Here is a 17,058-nt window from a genome sequence, read left to right on the forward strand (position 1 = left end):
ACACCATCCATGGCGGCGACGGCGACGACACCATCCTGGCCGGCATCGTCAGCTCGGGCAGCTATGCCCAGACCCAGGCCGACACGCTTTATGGCGAGGGCGGCAACGACCGCTACATCGTGGTCAGCCAGTATGACGCCGGCACCGTCAGCTTCGACGGCGGCGAGGGCACCGACACGCTGGAGGTCCGGTCCGACAATCTGACCAGCTACAACGGCTACGACCTGGAATATTACACCGACGTCGCCTCCCCCACCATCGACCTGACGGGGATGACGCTGACCGGGGTGGAGCGATTGGAGCTGACCGGCAGCAAGGGGCATGACGTCACGCTGACGGGCGCCCAGGCCGCCGGCTTCGACAGCATCGTCGGCGGCGCTGCATCCGACACGTTGCACATCGTCGGCAGCGCCGACCTGTCGGCGATGGCGCTGTCGGGCATCGAGGCGATCGACGTCACCGGCAGCGGCGCCACCCTGACGCTCGCCGCCTCGCAGCTGGCCGGGCTGGCGCTGACCGGCAACGGCAATGCGCTCGCGGTGACGGCATCGGGGACTGGCGCTTCCGTGAACCTGTCCGGCGCCGCCGGCTTCGCCCGGATTGCCCTGACCGGGACCGCCGGGGCCGACGACCTGACCGTCGGGGCCGGGACGACCGTCACCGGCAACGGCGGCGACGACATCATCCGCATCGCCGCCGGCACCGCCGGGACCGTCACCATCGCCGATGCCGGCATCGGCGACCGGCTGGTGATGGAGGGCGCCGACCTGACGGCCATGCAGGTCGAGACGGCCGCCGGCTCCACCACCCTGCGGGTCGGCAGCGATCTGGCGGTGACCCTGAACGGCAGCTTCGAGGCCAGCCAGCTCCAGGCCGGCAGCGGCGGCAGCGTCACCATCGTTCAGGCCGCCGTTTCGCCTCCCCCTCCCCCTCCCCCTCCTCCGCCCGTCACGCAGCCGGATCCCACTCCGGGCCCGACGCCGGTCCCCACTCCGGATCCCGTCCCCGATCCGACACCGGTTCCCACTCCAGATCCGACTCCCGTTCCGCCCGCAGATCCCGCCTCGACGCCGACCGCCGGCGGGCAGTCGGGCGGCTTCAACGCGCTCGCCTACATCGCCTCCTATCCCGACCTGATCGCCGCCTTCGGCACCAACACCGAGGCCGCGACCCAGCATTACCTGCAATATGGACAGGCGGAGGGGCGGACGATCACCTTCGACCCGCTGGCCTACACCGCCTCCTACCCCGACCTGATCGCGGCCTTCGGCACCAACACCGACGCCGCCGCCCGGCATTACATCGAGTTCGGCTACAGCGAGGGGCGGCATCCCAACTTCGACGGGCTGGACTACATCGCCTCCTATCCGGACCTGAGCGCTGCCTTCGGCACCGACGCCAACGCCGGTACCCGCCATTTCATCGAGCATGGCTCCGCCGAGGGGCGCAGCGTCACCTTCGACGGCTACAACTATCTGGCCGCCAACCGGGACGTCGCCCTCGCCTATGGCCTCAGCCCCGACGCCGCGGCCAGCCATTACATCCAGTTCGGCCGGTCGGAAGGCCGCCCGGCCCAGGGCTTCGACACGCTGCGCTACATCGCCAGCAACCCGGACCTGATCCAGGCCTTCGGTCCCGACGTCCAGGCGGCGGAAATCCACTATGTCCAGTTCGGCTACAGCGAGGGCCGGTCGCTGACCGCCTTCGACCCGGCGGCCTATCTGGCGAGCCATCCGGAGATCGCCACGGAGTTCGGCACCAGCGACGCCGCGGTCGAACTGGCCTACATCAAGCGCAGCACCTCCACCGAAACGGCGGCGATGCCCGCCTTCGCCGCCATGACCCCCATCGCCGTCACCATGCTGGCGGCCGGGATGACCGGATCGGAGACGCTGGGGATCGACGGCGGCTTCCACGATACCTCGTCGTCCGGCACGGCGTCGGGCCTGCTGGCGGCGGGCGACGGCGGGCTGTCCACCCGACAGAGGACGGAGCTTCCGGTCTGAGGTTGGGGCTTGAAGATGGGAAAGGGCGGCCTTGGGGCCGCCCTTTTCTCATTGGACCGGCCGGTCTCCGGCTGCAATCCGGGTCCGGCGCATGGACAGGGCGGTCAGGAAGCCGGCCGCGGCTGCCGTGCCGCCCAGCAGGAAGACGCTGCCATAGCCGGCCCGGTCGGCGAGCAGCCCGGCCACCGGGCCGGTCAGGCCATAGGCCAGATCCTGGAAGGCCGCGAAGGCGCCGAGTGCCGTCGCCCGCAGATGCGGCTCCACCAGATGCACCACCTCCCGGCCCATGGCGGGAAAGACCAGGGAGCAGCCGAGCCCGGTCAGGAAGGCGCCGGCCAGGGCCTGGGCGGGGTCGCCGGCGCTCCAGACCAGCAGCTGGCCGACTACCTCGACCGCCAGCGATCCCATCGCCACCAGCAGGCCGCCGATGCGGTCGGGAAGATAGCCAAAGGCGAAGCGCACCAGGACGAAGCCGACCCCGAAGGCGGTCAGGCCGAGCCCGGCGAAGGGCCAGGATTCATGGACGAAGTGCAGCGAGAAGAAGGCGCCGATGGCGGCGAAGCCGATGCCCTGCAGGCTGACGACGGCGCCGTGCAGCCAGATCCGGCCGAGCACGGCACGGAAGGGCGGACGCTTCGCACCCGGATGCGCCGCGACCCCCGCCATCGGGCGGATCGCCAGCAGCCCCAGCGCCGGCAGCAGGGTGCCGGCCGCCATGGTGCCGGCGAAGCCGAAGGCGTCGAGCAGCAGAAGACCCAGCGGGCCGCCCGCCGCGAAGGCGCCGTAGAGCGCCGCGCCGACCAGGGCCAGCACCTTGCCCGACCGCTGCGGGCCGACGATGCCGATCCCCCAGGCGATCACGCCGACCCCGACGAGGCTTTCGCCCAGCCCGATCAGCAGGCGCCCCAGCACAAGGACGCAGAAGGCCGGCCAGGGTAGCTGCGTCAGCACCCCGGCGGCGAGCGAGACCAGCCCGCCGGCGATGTAGAGCGCCAGTCCGCGCGCCACCGCCGGCTTGGCCCCGCCGCCGTCGACGAAATTGCCGGCGAAGCTGCGGGTGAGGATGGTGGCGAGAAAGGCGCTGCCGACGCCCAGCCCCGCCCAAAAATTACCCAATCCCAAGGTTCCGGCCACGAACAGCGGCGTGACGGGAAGGGAGATGGCGACGCAGAGATAGGAGACGAAAAGGATGGCGGCCAGGATGAACAGGCGGCCCTGCGATGGATCGCGTGACGGGGCGCGTGTCGGCTGGGGACTCATGGCTGTGCTCCACACTGGTCCGCGGTCGACAGGCATCCGAACATCCGAACGCACTCCGACCGCGAGGATCGTTGAGTGCGTTGATTGACGTGGAACGCTTACGGCCAGTGCGACTGACAACGGTCAGACAGCTAACCGATCCGGGGCTCCGAGACAACCATGAAGACAATCGGGGAAATCGCCGCGGCGGGTGGCCGTCAGCGGGCTTTTCTCAGCAGCCTTTCCTCAGCGGCCCTTGCGCTCGGCCTTCGCCATGGAGGGCAGCGCCACGTCGATCAGCAGCCGGTGGCCGCGGTCCTTCTCCGGGGCCAAGGTTGAGACGGCGAGCAGCCGGACGGCATCCCCCTTGGCGTCGCCCTCCTCGTCGCTGAACAGCAGGCGGGTGCCGGTGCCGCTCCGCTCCGCCCGGTAGGCGAGCGTCGTCGCCGGCAGGCGTCCGGACGGGGCGGCCTGCCACAGCGTGCCGGGAAGCATCACCTCCAGCCGGCCGTCGGGGCGGCGCACCGGCGTCTCGAAGCGCGGGTCCTGGTCGAGGTCGAGCACGACGCGCAGCCCGTCGCCGCCGTTGGCGGTGCGGATGCGCTCGACATGGCGGGGCGTCGCGGAGGCCGCCGCGGTTTGGGCACCAGTCGGGCGGGTGGGCGCGTCGGGGATCGGCTTGACGCCGGGACGCAGGATTTCCACCGCCGGCTCCGTCCGCAGGGCGGGCGCGCCATCCTGTGGCTCGGGCTTCGCCGCCGGGAGCGGGGGGGCCGGGATGGAGGGTGCGGCGGGCTGTGCCGCCGGCTGGGTCTCGACAGGCTGGAGTTGGGCCGGCTGGACTTGTGACGGCTTCTCTGAGGCGGGTTGCGCGGGAGCCGGCTTGGCCGCGTCCCCGGCCTGTTCCGCGAAACCGCCGCGGCGGCCCTCGGTGCGGCCCTGCCGGACGTAGTGGGCATAGCCGCTGGAGAGCTGCCCGTTGCGGACGGCGGCGGCGACGTCGGGGTTGGCGGCCAGATAGGCCCGTTCCCGCCAGCCGGTGGGCGGCGCCAGGGTGGTGTTGACTTCCGCGGAGCGGCGCCAGTTGGACAGCAGCGACGGCATCGACCCCTGCAGACCCAGCCCCTCCACCGCCAGCGACAGCCACAGGGGCGTCAGCAGCAGGAATAGAAGGCGCAGCAGCTGGGAGATCGGCAACAAGGCGGGGCGTCTCCGGCGAAGGGGAAAAACGGCACCGGTCCCGGCGGTCCGGCTGTGCTGCATGCCTACTCCCAAGCACCTCGTCGGGTCCAGGAAAAGCCGGTGGGGAAAGCCACCGGCCCGGACGGGCGATGGAGCGTATGCCGGACGCAGATGACACGGGTCAACGGCTCCCGCCGATCCGGCCGCAGTGGCCAGATGGCCAACCTCCCGACGGTGCCTATTCTTTTTCCCTCCGGCGGCCACAAAAGGTCGAGGGGGCGTTCATTCGGTGGAGAGTTAACGTGCGTTAATCGAAGGGTTTGGGCTGACGATGATGTTCCTGTCGCGCTTTTCCAAAGCGCAACGGCAATATCAGACCGGAGGTTGTCACATGTCTTCGTCAAACGGGAGGTCCGGAAACGAATTCGTCAGTCAACATTACAGGGGATATTCTGTTCCTGGTCTTACAGAAGCTTGGTGGAAATGGGCTGCGCAATTGCCATCTGGGAGTGGAAACAATCCATTTGAGGATCTTTCCGGTTCCGCTGCGGGCATGGGCGACGTCGGGCACAACCTCTTTTTCCTGGCCGGGTCTGCCGGCAACACGGAATCGAATGATCCCCAACACGCAATCGTGACGCGGGAGGATATCTATATTCCCTCCAACAACACCGTTCTGGTTCCAATACTGAACTGGGCGGAATCCCTTCCCGATCTGAACAAGACGAACCCCACGCCGCCCGCCACGATCCAGGACGTCGAGAGCACCATCGACACCATCAAGGGGTGGGTCCAGAGTGTGTTTCTCGAAGTGGACAACGTCCCCGTTGCCCTCGACGGGAACTATGTGAAGACCGATTTCTTCTCGATCGGTACGATACAAGAGCACACTGTCGGTTCGGACGCTTTCGCCCTTGGACCGACCGGCGTCGAGCAGAGCCCGGCGATGGCCGGCGGTTACTGGGCGGTGCTCGACAAACTGAGCATCGGCGATCACACCCTCCACTTCGGCGGAAGTATCGATACCAACGCCGATGGTAAGTCCGATTTCACGCTTGATATCACTGATAAAGTTCACGTCGTTCTGCCAAGTGAGTATCACACGAAAGCAGCCCTCGCAGCCCCTGTGTCCATCTGGTCGTAAGGAGACGGCACCAGAGCCGCAAGCAGAGGATCTGCTTGCGGTTCCCAGAGTCTTGCGGGGTGTCGCGAGATTGCTCCGCGGATAGCGGCAGCGCATGAAGGCTCCTGTTGCGGACCTCTGCGGCGCCCTGAAAGAGGGCCGATGCGGCGTTGCCTCGGAGGGCCTTGGGAGACCGTTCGGTCATCCCCCTTTTGAACGGCGACGATGCGGGGTACCCCATCGTTCGGGTGGCCGTGGGGGAAGGCGATGCTCACCTTCGAATGGCCGCAGCCGTTCGGCGCCACCCCTTAGAGTTTCGGAACCGGGAAGCCTTCATGGAACAGATGCGAGACGGATCGCCGGCCGATCCGGCGCGGGACCCCTCCTCCCCTCCCCCTGGCGCCCAAACCGGTCCCAACCCTGGACCCAATCCCGGCCCCCGTCTCGATCCCGGCATCGCCGGGCTGGTGTCGGCGCTGCGCATGCTGGGGATTCCGGCCGACTATGACGGCGTGCGCCATGCCTGCGGCGGGGAATCCCCCGACCTGACCGGGCTGGTCCGCCAAGCCCACCGGCTGGGCGCCAAGGCCCGCGTGGTGAAGACCAAGTGGGAACGGCTGGAGCGCACGCCGCTGCCGGCGCTGGTCCCCGGTCCCGACGGCGGCTTCCTGGTGCTGGCCAAGGCCGGCAACGACCGCGTGCTGGTGCATGACGCGGCGACCAACCAGACCCGCATCCTCGACCGCGAGGGGTTCGAGCCCTTGTGGAGCGGCCGGCTGATCTGCCTGGGGCGCAAGGGCACGCTGGGCATGGGCCAGCCGCGCTTCGACGCCCGCTGGTTCGGGGCGGTCGCCTGGAAATACCGCGGCATCCTGGGCGAGGTGCTGCTGGCTTCCTTCTTCATCCAGCTGTTCGCGCTGGTGACGCCGCTGTTCTTCCAGGTGGTGGTCGACAAGGTGGTGGTCCATCGCAGCCTGGGCACGCTCGACGTGCTGATGGCCGGCATGCTGGCGGTCATCCTGTTCGAGGCGGTGCTGGGGGGCCTGCGCACCTACACCTTCGCCCACACCGCCAACCGGCTGGACGTGGAGTTGGGAGCCAAGCTGTACCAGCGGCTGCTGTCGCTCCCCATGGGCTATTTCGCGGCGCGCCGGGTCGGCGACAGCGTCGCCCGTGTCCGCGAGCTGGAGACGATCCGCAACTTCATGACCAGCTCCACCATCACGCTGGTGCTGGATCTGCTGTTCACCGTGGTCTTCCTGGGCGTGATGGTGCTGTACAGCCCGATGCTGACGGCGATCGTCGCGGCGTCCTTCCCCGTCTACATCGCCATCAGTCTGGTGGCGACGCCGATCCTGCGCCGCCGGCTGGACGAGAAGTTCGCCCGCGGCGCCGAGAACCACAGCTTCCTGGTCGAGACGGTGTCGAGCATCGAGACGGTCAAGGCCATGGCGGTCGAGCCGCGCATGCAGCGCCGCTGGGAGGACCAGCTGTCCGGCTATGTCCGCGCGGGTTTTCGCGCCGGAAACCTGAACAACGTCGCCAGCCAGTCGGTGCAGTTCGTCTCTAAGATCTCCACAATGCTGGTGCTGTGGCTGGGGGCGAAGCTGGTGATCGAGGGCAGCCTGACGGTGGGCGAGCTGGTGGCCTTCAACATGTTCGCCGGCCGCGTCGTCCAGCCGGTGCTGCGCATCGCCCAGCTGTGGCAGGATTTCCAGCAGGTGCGGCTGTCGATGCACCGCATCGGCGACATCCTGAACACCGCGCCCGAGCCGTTGCAGAGCGCCGGCCGCGCCGCCATGCCGGCGATCAAAGGCGACCTGACCTTCGACCACGTCACCTTCCGCTACCGCCATGATGGGCCGGAGACGCTGAGCGACGTGTCGCTGCATGTCCCGGCGGGACAGGTGGTCGGCATCGTCGGCACGTCCGGCTCGGGCAAGAGCACACTGGCCAAGCTGCTGCAGCGCTTCCATGTGCCGGAGCGCGGGCGGGTGATGGTCGACGGCACCGACCTGTCCACCGCCGACGCGGTGTGGCTGCGCCGGCAGATCGGCGTGGTGTTGCAGGACAACGTCCTGTTCTCTGGATCCATCCGCGAGAACATCGCGCTGACCGATCCGACCATGGACATGGCCCGCGTCGTCGGCGCGGCGAAGCTGGCCGGTGCCCACGACTTCATCGTCGAGCTGCCCGACGGCTACGACACCGTGGTGGGGGAGCGCGGCGCCAGCCTGTCGGGCGGGCAGCGGCAGCGCATCGCCATCGCCCGCGCGCTGGTCACGAACCCGCGCATCCTGATCTTCGACGAGGCGACCAGCGCGCTCGACCATGAGTCGGAGCGGATCATCCAGGCCAACATGCGCCGCATCTGCGCCGGCCGCACCGTGCTGATCATCGCCCACCGCCTGTCCACCGTCGCCATCGCCGACCGCATCATCACCGTCGAGCGCGGCCGCATCGTCGAAGACGGCGCGCCGGACGAGCTGCTGCGCCGCGGCGGCCGTTATGCGACGCTGTTCCGCGGCCAAATGGGGCAGCTGTCGGGCGGGAACCCGCCGCCGACGGACGGGCTGATCGAACAGCGGGCCGCGGGCTGAGGGGGAATGAACGCCATGAGCAAGACGACCGCCGCGGTGAAGACCACTCCCTCCGCGCCCACCCCTCCCACCTCCACTCCGGGCGTCAGGCCGCCGGCCAACGCGCCCGGCACGCCCGGCGGCCCGCGCCCACCGACCCGGCGGCAAAAGCGCCGCCGCGACGAGATGGATTTCCTGCCCGACGCGCTGGAGATCCTGGAACGGCCGCCCTCGCCCACCGCGCGCATCTTCACCGGGGTCATCGTGCTGGCCTTCACCGCGGCTTGCGCCTGGGCATGGTTCGGCCATGTCGACGTGGTGGCGGTGGCGCAGGGCCGGGTGGTGCCGAGCGGCCGGACCAAGACCATCCAGCCGATGCAGACCGGCGTCGTCCGCGCCATCGCCGTGGAGGACGGCCAGCTGGTCAAGGCCGGCCAGACCCTGATCGAGCTGGACCCGACCGAGGCCGCCGCCGATCGCGACCGCATCCGCTCCGACCTGTCGGCAGCCCAAGCCGAGGCGGCGCGGCTGCGGGCGGCGCTGGAGGTGGTGAACGGCAAGACCGACGCCACGTTCGCCGCCCCGGCCGGCCTGTCGGCCGATCTGGCGCGGATGCAGAGCCAGCTTCTCGCCAGCCAGATCGCCGAGCAGCGCGCCAAGCTGGCGGCGCTCGACCGCGAGCAGGCCCGGCGCGAGGCCGACCGCGCCACCGTGGTGCAGACCATCGCCAAGCTGAACGCCACCCTGCCGCTGATCCGCGAGCGGGCCGAGGCGCTGTACGACCTGTCGAAGCGCGGCACCTCGTCCCGCTTCCAGTATCTGCAGCTCCAGCAGGATCTGGTCGGGCAGGAGCAGGAGCTTCTGGTCCAGAAGATTAAGCTGACGGAGGCCGACGCCTCCATCGCCGCCACCGCCGAGCAGCGCCGCCAGACCGAGGCCGAGTTCCGCCGCCAGCTTTACACCAACCTCGCCGAGGCCGAGCGCAAGGCCGCCTCGCTGGAGCAGGAGCTGGCCAAGGCGGAGCAGCAGGTCGATCTGCTGCGGCTGACCGCCCCGGTGGACGGCTATGTCCAGCAGCTGGCGGTGCACACGGTGGGCGGCGTGGTGACCACCGCCCAGCCGCTGATGGTCATCGTGCCGGAGGACAGCCATCTGGAGGTCGAGGCCTTCATCCCCAACAAGGACATCGGCTTCGTCCAGACCGGGCAGGTGGCGGAGGTGAAGGTGGAGGCCTTCTCCTTCACCAAATACGGCCTGATCCCCGGCCGCGTCGCCTCGCTGTCCAGCGACGCCGTGCAACAGCAGCAGCAGGCCGACAAGGGGACGGACAAGGGTGGCGCCAAGGCGCCGGAGGCCGGGTCGGTCTATGCAGCCCGCATCGCGCTGGATCAGGACACGCTGGAGGTCGACGGCAAGCAGACGCGGCTGCAGCCGGGCATGACGGTCAGCGCCGAGATCAAGACCGGCCGCCGCCGCATCGCCGACTACCTGCTCTCCCCCCTCTCGCGCAGCGCCCAGGAAGCGATGCACGAGCGGTGACCTCTCCCCCTCCCCCGCGGGGAGCGGGGGAGGGTCGGGGTGGGGGCAAGCCCCCACTCCCCCTTCGGGCCGCGTTACGCCGCCACTCCATGAGCCATGTCGTGGGCGTCGTACCAGGCGTGCAGGCCGTGGGCGGCGTCCTCGAAGGTCGGGAAGGTTTCCGGCATCCAAGCCGTCGTGACCTCGGCCGTCCCGTGCGACGCCGCGTTGGCCGACACGGCGTGGCCCAGCAGGTCGCTCGCCTGAAGCTCGGCCACCTGTGCCTGGGCCGCTGGGTGTGCACCGAACAGGCTCTTGTCGGCGGCGACCACCAGCGTGCCGTTCCACCACATTCCGCTCTGGCCCTTGACCACGTCGCGCCCGTCGAGCGCGCCCTTGTCGTAGGTCACCGCTGCGTCGGTGGCGGCATAGCGGTGGCCGTTGACGCTGACGCTGTCGACGAACAGGTTGCGGTCCTGGCCGCCGGCGAAGCCGTCATTGTCGTACTGGACCTGCACCTTGTGGGCGCTGTCGGCCGACACGGTGGCGGTGAAGGCGTAGTTCTTGGCCGCGGTGCCCACCGTGGCGCCGCCGACGGCATGGCCGTCGACCAGCAGGGTGAAATGGGCGTTGACCCCGGCGGCCGCCGCGCCCTTGGCGTTGACCAGGATGGCGGCGGTGGTGGTGGCGGGGGTGCCGGGAAGCGTCGGCGTCGCCGTCGTGCCATAGAGCTGGCCGATCTTCGTCAGCAGCGCCTGGGTGTTCAGGTCGGTGTAGCCGGTGCCGGCGATCGGCGTCCCGGTCTGGTGCGCCAGCGACAGGAACTCGTCCTGGGTCAGGGCGCTGCCGCGCAGCGCGATCGCCTCCTGCTGGGCGAGCGCCACCGCGGCGGTCACCGCCGGCGCGGCGAAGGAGGAGCCGTTGCCCATCAGCGTCCGCCCAGCCAGATCGGTCAGCCGGATGTCGGTGCCGTCGGCGCAGAGGTCGGTGATGCCCGGGACGCGCTGGGCCCAGCCCGGCATGGTGCCGTCGCCCCCCGACGCGCTGACGCAGATCGTGTTGTGGTCGGCGGCGAAATAGGACACGTCGGTCGCCGTCCCGTTCTGCCCGGCATTGCCGGCGGCGGCCGACACCAGCACCCGCTTGGCGGCGAGGCTGGCCAGCTCGTCCGACAGGATGGTCGTGGTCTCCGAGGTGGCGGAGCCGCCGGCCAGCGACAGGTTGACGCCGACGATGTTGTAGTCCGACGCATGGGCCACGACCCATTGCAGCGCCTGTTCGATCGCCGACCCCGACGCGGTGGTGGCGCCGTCCGGCATCACCTTCAGCGCGATGATGCCGAGGTCCGGCGCCTGCGACAGGATGCTGGAGGTCACCAGGGCGCCATGGGTGTCGGTGTTGGGGTTGCGCGCGTCGGCGTCGTTGTTGGCGTAATCGTGCTGATAGACCACGCGCGAGGCGGTCTCCCAGGTCGGCGACCAGCCGCTGTCGATGACGACGACCGTCTCGCCCCGGCCGGTATAGGTGCTGTTCGCCATGCTGTCGGTCCCCGTCCTGCTGCCGTCGATAAGATGCGGGGCGGAGTATGGCGGCTGGTGGTGTGGCCTTCGGATGATAAGGACAGGGCGGATTTGGGGCGCGCCACCTCTTATGCGTCGTCGCATAAGGGTGGGTCGCGGAAGGATCAGGTCAGGTCGTCCAACTCCACGCGCAGGGCCTCGGCGATGCGCTTCAGGGCGTCCACCGAACCGTTCCGCGTCCCGGCCTCGATCTGCGAGACGTAGGACTGCTTGAGGCCGGCGGCTTCGGCGAGTTGGGTCTGCGTCAGGCCGCGGTGGTCGCGGAACACCTTGACCGGATGCTCCCCCTCCAGTAGCCGCGCCGCGACCTCGTCGGGGAAGGTTTCGGGGGAGGCATCCCGGTAGGCGTCGTATGCCTGGATCGCCGCGGCTTCGTCGGCGGCCTCGCCATCGCGGATGATCCGTGCCGGGCTGATCATGGATAGTCCTCAACGCAGGCGGTTCCCGTGGCGCAGCGGCAGTATCGCTTTTCGCAATGCCTCTTCCAACGACGTTGAGAAGACTTGCTGCTATGAGGGAGCATAAGTCTGGCCCTTCCCGTCCGGCGTCCCACCTGTAGAAGGATGGTTAGGCAAGACGGAGCAGTGCTGTGCGAGGGGTGTGGATGAGGGTGCCGGTCCATTATCGCTGGGGGTTCGCCGCCCTGGTGTTCCTGCCGTCTGCCGGAGCCGCCCAATCTCCCGCTGCCCCTCCCACCGCCCTTCTCCCCGGCGCGCCGGTGCTGGAATTGCCGGTGCGCTGCCGGATCGGGGCGGAGTGCTTCGTCCAGAACTATGTCGATGCCGATCCGGGACCGGGGATGCAGGACTTCGCCTGCGGGCGGCTGACCTATGACGGGCACAAGGGGACCGATTTCCGGCTGCCCGACCTGGAGGCGATGCGGCGCGGGGTGGCGGTGGTGGCCGCGGCCCCCGGCACGGTCGCCCGCGTGCGCGACGGCATGGAGGATGTCAGCATCCGGCAGAGCGGCGGCGCGCCGGCCGGGCGGGAGGCCGGCAACGCGGTGGTGGTCGATCACGGCAACGGCTGGGAGACCCAGTACAGCCACCTGAAGCGCGGCAGCATCGCCGTCAGGCCGGGCGACCGGGTGGAGGCGGGCACGCCGCTGGCCGAGGTCGGGCTGTCCGGCAACACAGAATTTCCCCATGTCGATTTCGGCATCCGCCACGACGGCCATACCCTCGACCCCTATACCGGCAAGGAGGCGGGAACCGGCGAGGCGCCGTCCTGTGCCGTTGACCAGGGTGCTGCCGACCATGAGGACGCTCCGATGCCGGCGGGCACGCTGTGGAGCGACACGGCGCGCCGGAAACTCGCCTACCGGCCGAGCGCCCTGCTCGGCGCCGGGCTGGCGCCCGAGGCGCCGAAGGCGGAGGTGGCGCGGGACGGCGGCTATGGCGGCAAGCCCCTGCCGGCAAATGCGCCGACGCTGGGGGTGTGGGCGGAGCTGATGGGCGGGCGGAAGGGCGACCGGGTGACGCTGGAGGTGACCGGGCCCGACGGCCGCCGCCTGTCCCGCAACGAGGGCGCGGTGCCGCGTCCGCTGGCCGTGCTGTTCTTCGGCACCGAGGTGAAGAAGCAGGCCGCCGGCTCCTGGCCGCCCGGTCCCTACCGGGTGACGGTGACGCTGCGCCATGGCGACGAGACGGTGCTGCGGGAGGAACGGCGGGTCGAGCTGCGCTGACCTGGTTGAGCGGCAGGCGTTGAAGACAACGCGCAGGAATGGGCAAGTGACAACTGTCCTGGCTCCGGCATTTGTCACGAAATGAACACGGACACGCCTCACGAAAGTGTACATCCGAAAGGATGAGTCTACCTCCTTATTAAGTATTTCTGCTGTGTGATTGCCCGGTATCGGCAAGGCAATCCGGCAATGACAGACACGCAGCAGGCTTTCTACGTCGCGACCAACGGCAACGATTCCTGGTCGGGGCGTTTGGCGGCACCCAATGCCGACGGCACCGACGGTCCCTTCGCCACGCTGGAACGCGCGCAGAGCGCGATGCGGGCGACCGGCATCCGCGACACCTATGTGCGCGGCGGCACCTATGCCATGGCGCGCACGGTCACGCTGACCGGGGCCGACAACGGCGTGCGCATCATGGCCTATCCGGGCGAGACGCCGGTGTTCAGCGGCGGCGAACGGGTCGGCGGCTTCACCGCCATCGGCGGCGGGCTCTATGCCGCGCCGACCTCCACCACCGGCCTCGACCTCTTCATCGGCGGGGTGCGGCAGAAGGTGGCGCAGACCGGCGACTGGAACGCCGGCGACGCCAAATCCGGCTGGTCGGTGCTGGAGGCGGCGGCCGGCGGCGCCAGCAAGACCAGCCTGCGCGTCGGGGCCGGCGACGGGGCGATGGCGGCGGTGCTGGCCGCAGGCGTCCAGCCCGGCATGATGGTCCAGACCTTCGACACCGAACGGCTGTCCGACAACATCGTCGGCGTCGCCTCCGTCGATGCCGGCAGCCGGACCGTCAACTTTACGCAAGGGGTGAAATACGCCCTGCGCAGCGGCGGCACCTATCGCCTGCTGAACGACGACGCCTTCATCCGCGACGCCGGCGAATTCGCCTGGCAGGCCGAGACCGGCCGGCTGGTGGTGAAGCCGCAGGACCCCGGCACCCTGCTGGCCCAGGGCGCGGTGGTGGCGCGGCTGGGCACGCTCGTGGCGCTGAACGGGGCGAGCGGCGTCACCCTGCAGGGGCTGACCTTCGCCGACACCACCTGGGACGGCTCGGCCCTGACGCTGACCAATGCGCCCGCCAACAGCATCGCCGGCAACCGCTTCGTCGATGCCGGCACGGCGATGACGCTGACCGGATCGTCCGGCAACGTGATCGAGGCCAACCGGATGGAGCATCTGGGGGCCGGCGGCATCAAGGTCGCCTACGGCAGCAACGGCAACCGCATCAGCGCCAACAGCATCGACGGCATCGGCGAGGTGCTGAAGGACGTCGCCGGCATCCAGCTCTACGGCACCAGCGGCACGCTGATCTCCGGCAACGACATCCGCAACAGCCCGCGCTACGGCATCTCGATCAAGAACTGGGACGGCGCCACCGTCAACACCGACACGGTGGTGGAATACAACCGCATCTACAACACGATGACCGAGACCGCCGACGGCGGCGCCATCGAGATGCTGGGCCGCTCCAACGTCGACACCCGCACGACCATCCGCGGCAACGACATCCGCAACGTCGGCGGGCTGGCGACCGACGGGTCGGGCTGGCTCGACCGCCAGAAGAGCTTCGGCATCTATCTGGACGACATGGCCAACGGCGTCGCCGTCCGGGACAACTTCATCCAGAACACCGGCTGGGCCAGCGTCTTCATCCATGGCGGCGATTCCAACAGCGTCACCAACAACTTCGCCACCCTGTCCAACCCGCGCGAACGCTTCATCCGGCTGGAATGGGTGCCGAGTGCCGGGACTATCGGGCTGCTCGCCAACAACAGCGTCACCGGCAACGTCATCTCCTCCGCCACGGGCGTGGATTACTGGGAGTTCTGGACCCCCGGTTCCTACACCGTCACCAACAACCTGCTGCAGGGCGTGCGCGGGCTGACCGGCGGCGACACGGTGTCGTCGGGGCTGTTCGCCAACCCGGCGGCCGGTGACTTCCGGCTCGGCAGCGGGGCCGCGGCAGGATTGGGAATCCATGACCTGGACTGGGCGCGGATGGGGTCCGCCCCGCTGACGGTGCCGGGAATCCCCAGCCCCGGCGCGGGTGGAGGCGGATCGGGAAGCGGGACCACCCCGGCGACCGGCACGTCTACGGCCTCGTCCGGGCAGGCCTTTTCGCCGCTGGCCTACATCGCCTCCTACGGCGACCTGTCGGCGGCCTTCGGCACCGACGCCGCCGCCGGCGCGGCGCATTACGCCGCCATGGGCCGGGCGGAGGGGCGGACGGTGACCTTCGACCCGCTGGCCTACGTCGCCTCCTACGGCGATCTCGCCAACGCCTTCGGCACCAACGGCGATGCCGGTGCGGCGCATTACATCACCATGGGCCGGGCGGAGGGCCGGGCGGTGAGCTTCGATCCGCTGGCCTATCTCGCCTCCTACGGCGACCTCGCCGCCGCTTTCGGGACCGACCGGACGAGCGCCGAGATCCATTACATCACCATGGGCCGGGCGGAGGGCCGGGCGGTGAGCTTCGATCCGCTGGCCTATCTCGCCTCCTACGGCGACCTTGCCGCCGCCTTCGGCACCGATCGGACGAGCGCCGAGATCCATTACATCACCAATGGCCGGGCGGAGGGGCGGACGGTCACCTTCAATCCCACAGCCTATCTGGCCGCCAACAGCGACCTTGCCGCCGCCTTCGGTACCGACACCACCCGGGCCGAGTTGCATTACCTGAGCAATGGGCGGACCGAAGGGCGGACGACCGGTTTCAATGCGTCGGCCTATCTGGCGGCGAACGCCGACGTGGTGGCGGCGACCGGCGGCGACCTGACGGCGGCGATGCGGCACTACATCGTCTTCGGCAGGCAGGAGGGCCGGGCGCTGAGCCCCGCCTCCGCACACCGTGCGGCGGCGATGGTTCCCGACAGCGGCATGCTGGCCGCCGCCGGGATGGGGTGAGGCGCCGGCTCTCTGCCCCCGCCCTCTCCCGCCTGCCCCTCTCCCGCCTGCCCGGGTGACAAGCCAAGCGTGAGCCGTTACAACGGCCCGTTCGGCGCCGCTGTCCCGCGGCACCCGGATTTCCATGCGGGGATGATGGCCCAGGCTCTTCTCGACACCCCCTTCGTCCAATCGGCGAAGCCCGGTTCCGACTCCGGCCCCGGTCCGAACAAGGCCGGTCCGGGGAAGCCGTCCGGACGGCGGTGGCCGCTGCTGGTCAAGCTGGCGGTGACGGTCGTGGTGCTGGGCGCGCTCGCCGCCGGGGCCGACTGGGCCGGCATCGCCGCGCGCCTGTCGGCCGCCGATCCGTGGCTGTTCGCCGCCGGCTTCGCCGTGAAGGCGCTGACCCTGCCCTTCGCCTCGCAGCGGTGGCGGGCGGTCGGCCGCGCCGCCGGCTTCTCCCTGACCCGCTGGACCGCCTTCCGCCTGCAGATGGCCAGCGGTTTCGTCGGCCAGATCCTGCCGGGATCGGTCGGGGCCGACCTGCTGCGCGGCTGGTTCACCTGGCGGCTCGGCCACCCGGCCGGGCCGGTGATGCTGGCCCTGCTGGTCGACCGGCTGATGGCGCTGCTGGGCGTGGTTCTGATCGGGCTGGTCGGGTTGCCGCATCTGGCCGCGGTGGCGCCGCCCGCCGTCGCCGGCACCGTGCTGGCCGGGGCGCTGGTCCTGGCCGTCGCCATGGGGCTGCTGCTGCTCGCCGGGCGCATCCCGCGCGACCGGCTGCCGATCCCGAAGCGGCTGCGCGACGGCGCCCTGGGGCGGACCGTCTGGGGGGCGGTGGCGCAGCTGCGCGCCATGGCCGGCAACCCGGCCGCCTGGGCGGCGCTGGGCCACAGCATCGGCGTCCATCTCGCCACCATCACCGCCACCATCCTGTTCGCCCGCTCGGTCGGCCTGCCGCTCGGCTGGCTGGATGGGCTGGCCATCGTGCCGGCCGCCATCGTCGCCGCCGCCTTGCCCGTCTCGCTCGGCGGCTGGGGCGTGCGCGAGGGGGCGATGGTCGCCGGTTTCGCGCTGCTCGGCTTCGACGCCGACGCGGCCCTTCTGGTCTCGCTGCTGATCGGGCTGTCGATCGCCGTCCTGTCGCTGCCCGGCGGCCTGTTCTGGCTGCTGCTGCGCAACGAGACCGCCGCCCGGACGGCTGTCCCGACGTCTCATGGCGGACCCGACGCCTTTCCCACGGATTTCTCCCGATGACCGA

At 69.9% G+C, this 17,058-nt stretch carries 10 protein-coding genes and 1 pseudogene; 7 read left to right on the forward strand and 4 right to left on the reverse strand.

Annotation, left to right across the window (positions count from 1 at the left end):
- A pseudogene (locus TSH20_RS34855) lies at window positions 1-2,006 on the forward strand (hypothetical protein); the annotation flags it as partial.
- A gap of 48 nt (window positions 2,007-2,054) precedes the next feature.
- Here the strand turns inward: TSH20_RS34855 and TSH20_RS03095 are convergent.
- Entirely contained in the window at window positions 2,055-3,266 is a 1,212-nt protein-coding gene (locus TSH20_RS03095) for an MFS transporter (protein ID WP_109073349.1), read from the reverse strand.
- 225 nt (window positions 3,267-3,491) lie between these two features.
- Window positions 3,492-4,445 carry a hypothetical protein gene (locus TSH20_RS03100; RefSeq protein ID WP_109073350.1) on the reverse strand — a complete coding sequence of 318 codons (954 nt, stop codon included), beginning with the start codon at window positions 4,443-4,445 and terminating at the stop codon, window positions 3,492-3,494.
- 313 nt (window positions 4,446-4,758) lie between these two features.
- Between TSH20_RS03100 and TSH20_RS03105 the strand changes: the two genes are divergently transcribed.
- From TSH20_RS03105 to TSH20_RS03115, 3 genes are all read left to right on the forward strand, one after another.
- A complete protein-coding gene (locus tag TSH20_RS03105; protein WP_146205350.1) occupies window positions 4,759-5,571 on the forward strand; it encodes a hypothetical protein in 813 nt (270 codons plus the stop codon).
- A 314-nt stretch (window positions 5,572-5,885) separates the two neighbouring features.
- On the forward strand, window positions 5,886-8,150 hold the full coding sequence (locus tag TSH20_RS03110; RefSeq protein ID WP_247871232.1) for a type I secretion system permease/ATPase: 2,265 nt from the start codon (window positions 5,886-5,888) through the stop codon (window positions 8,148-8,150).
- A 15-nt stretch (window positions 8,151-8,165) separates the two neighbouring features.
- On the forward strand, window positions 8,166-9,668 hold the full coding sequence (locus TSH20_RS03115; protein WP_109073369.1) for an HlyD family type I secretion periplasmic adaptor subunit: 1,503 nt from the start codon (window positions 8,166-8,168) through the stop codon (window positions 9,666-9,668).
- A 74-nt stretch (window positions 9,669-9,742) separates the two neighbouring features.
- Here TSH20_RS03115 and TSH20_RS36275 read toward each other — a convergent pair whose 3' ends face one another.
- Window positions 9,743-11,185: a carbohydrate-binding domain-containing protein gene (locus TSH20_RS36275; protein WP_348770398.1), complete on the reverse strand. Its 1,443-nt coding sequence runs from the start codon at window positions 11,183-11,185 to the stop codon at window positions 9,743-9,745.
- Window positions 11,186-11,331: 146 nt separating this feature from the next.
- The gene (locus TSH20_RS03125) at window positions 11,332-11,646 is read right to left on the reverse strand and encodes a helix-turn-helix transcriptional regulator (protein ID WP_109073352.1); all 315 of its coding nucleotides are present in this window, start codon (window positions 11,644-11,646) and stop codon (window positions 11,332-11,334) included.
- Window positions 11,647-11,831: 185 nt separating this feature from the next.
- Here TSH20_RS03125 and TSH20_RS03130 point away from each other — a divergent pair, with 185 nt between their 5' ends.
- The 3 genes from TSH20_RS03130 (at window position 11,832) to TSH20_RS03140 (ending at window position 17,054) form a co-directional block, all read left to right on the forward strand.
- Window positions 11,832-12,911 carry a M23 family metallopeptidase gene (locus TSH20_RS03130; protein ID WP_109073353.1) on the forward strand — a complete coding sequence of 360 codons (1,080 nt, stop codon included), beginning with the start codon at window positions 11,832-11,834 and terminating at the stop codon, window positions 12,909-12,911.
- Window positions 12,912-13,100: 189 nt separating this feature from the next.
- Window positions 13,101-15,818, forward strand: a complete 2,718-nt coding sequence (locus TSH20_RS03135; protein ID WP_109073354.1) for a right-handed parallel beta-helix repeat-containing protein — start codon at window positions 13,101-13,103, stop codon at window positions 15,816-15,818.
- A gap of 69 nt (window positions 15,819-15,887) precedes the next feature.
- Window positions 15,888-17,054: a lysylphosphatidylglycerol synthase transmembrane domain-containing protein gene (locus TSH20_RS03140; RefSeq protein WP_247871233.1), complete on the forward strand. Its 1,167-nt coding sequence runs from the start codon at window positions 15,888-15,890 to the stop codon at window positions 17,052-17,054.
- Window positions 17,055-17,058 lie beyond the last annotated feature (4 nt).

Source organism: Azospirillum sp. TSH20 (assembly GCF_003115935.1).
Taxonomy (GTDB): domain Bacteria; phylum Pseudomonadota; class Alphaproteobacteria; order Azospirillales; family Azospirillaceae; genus Azospirillum.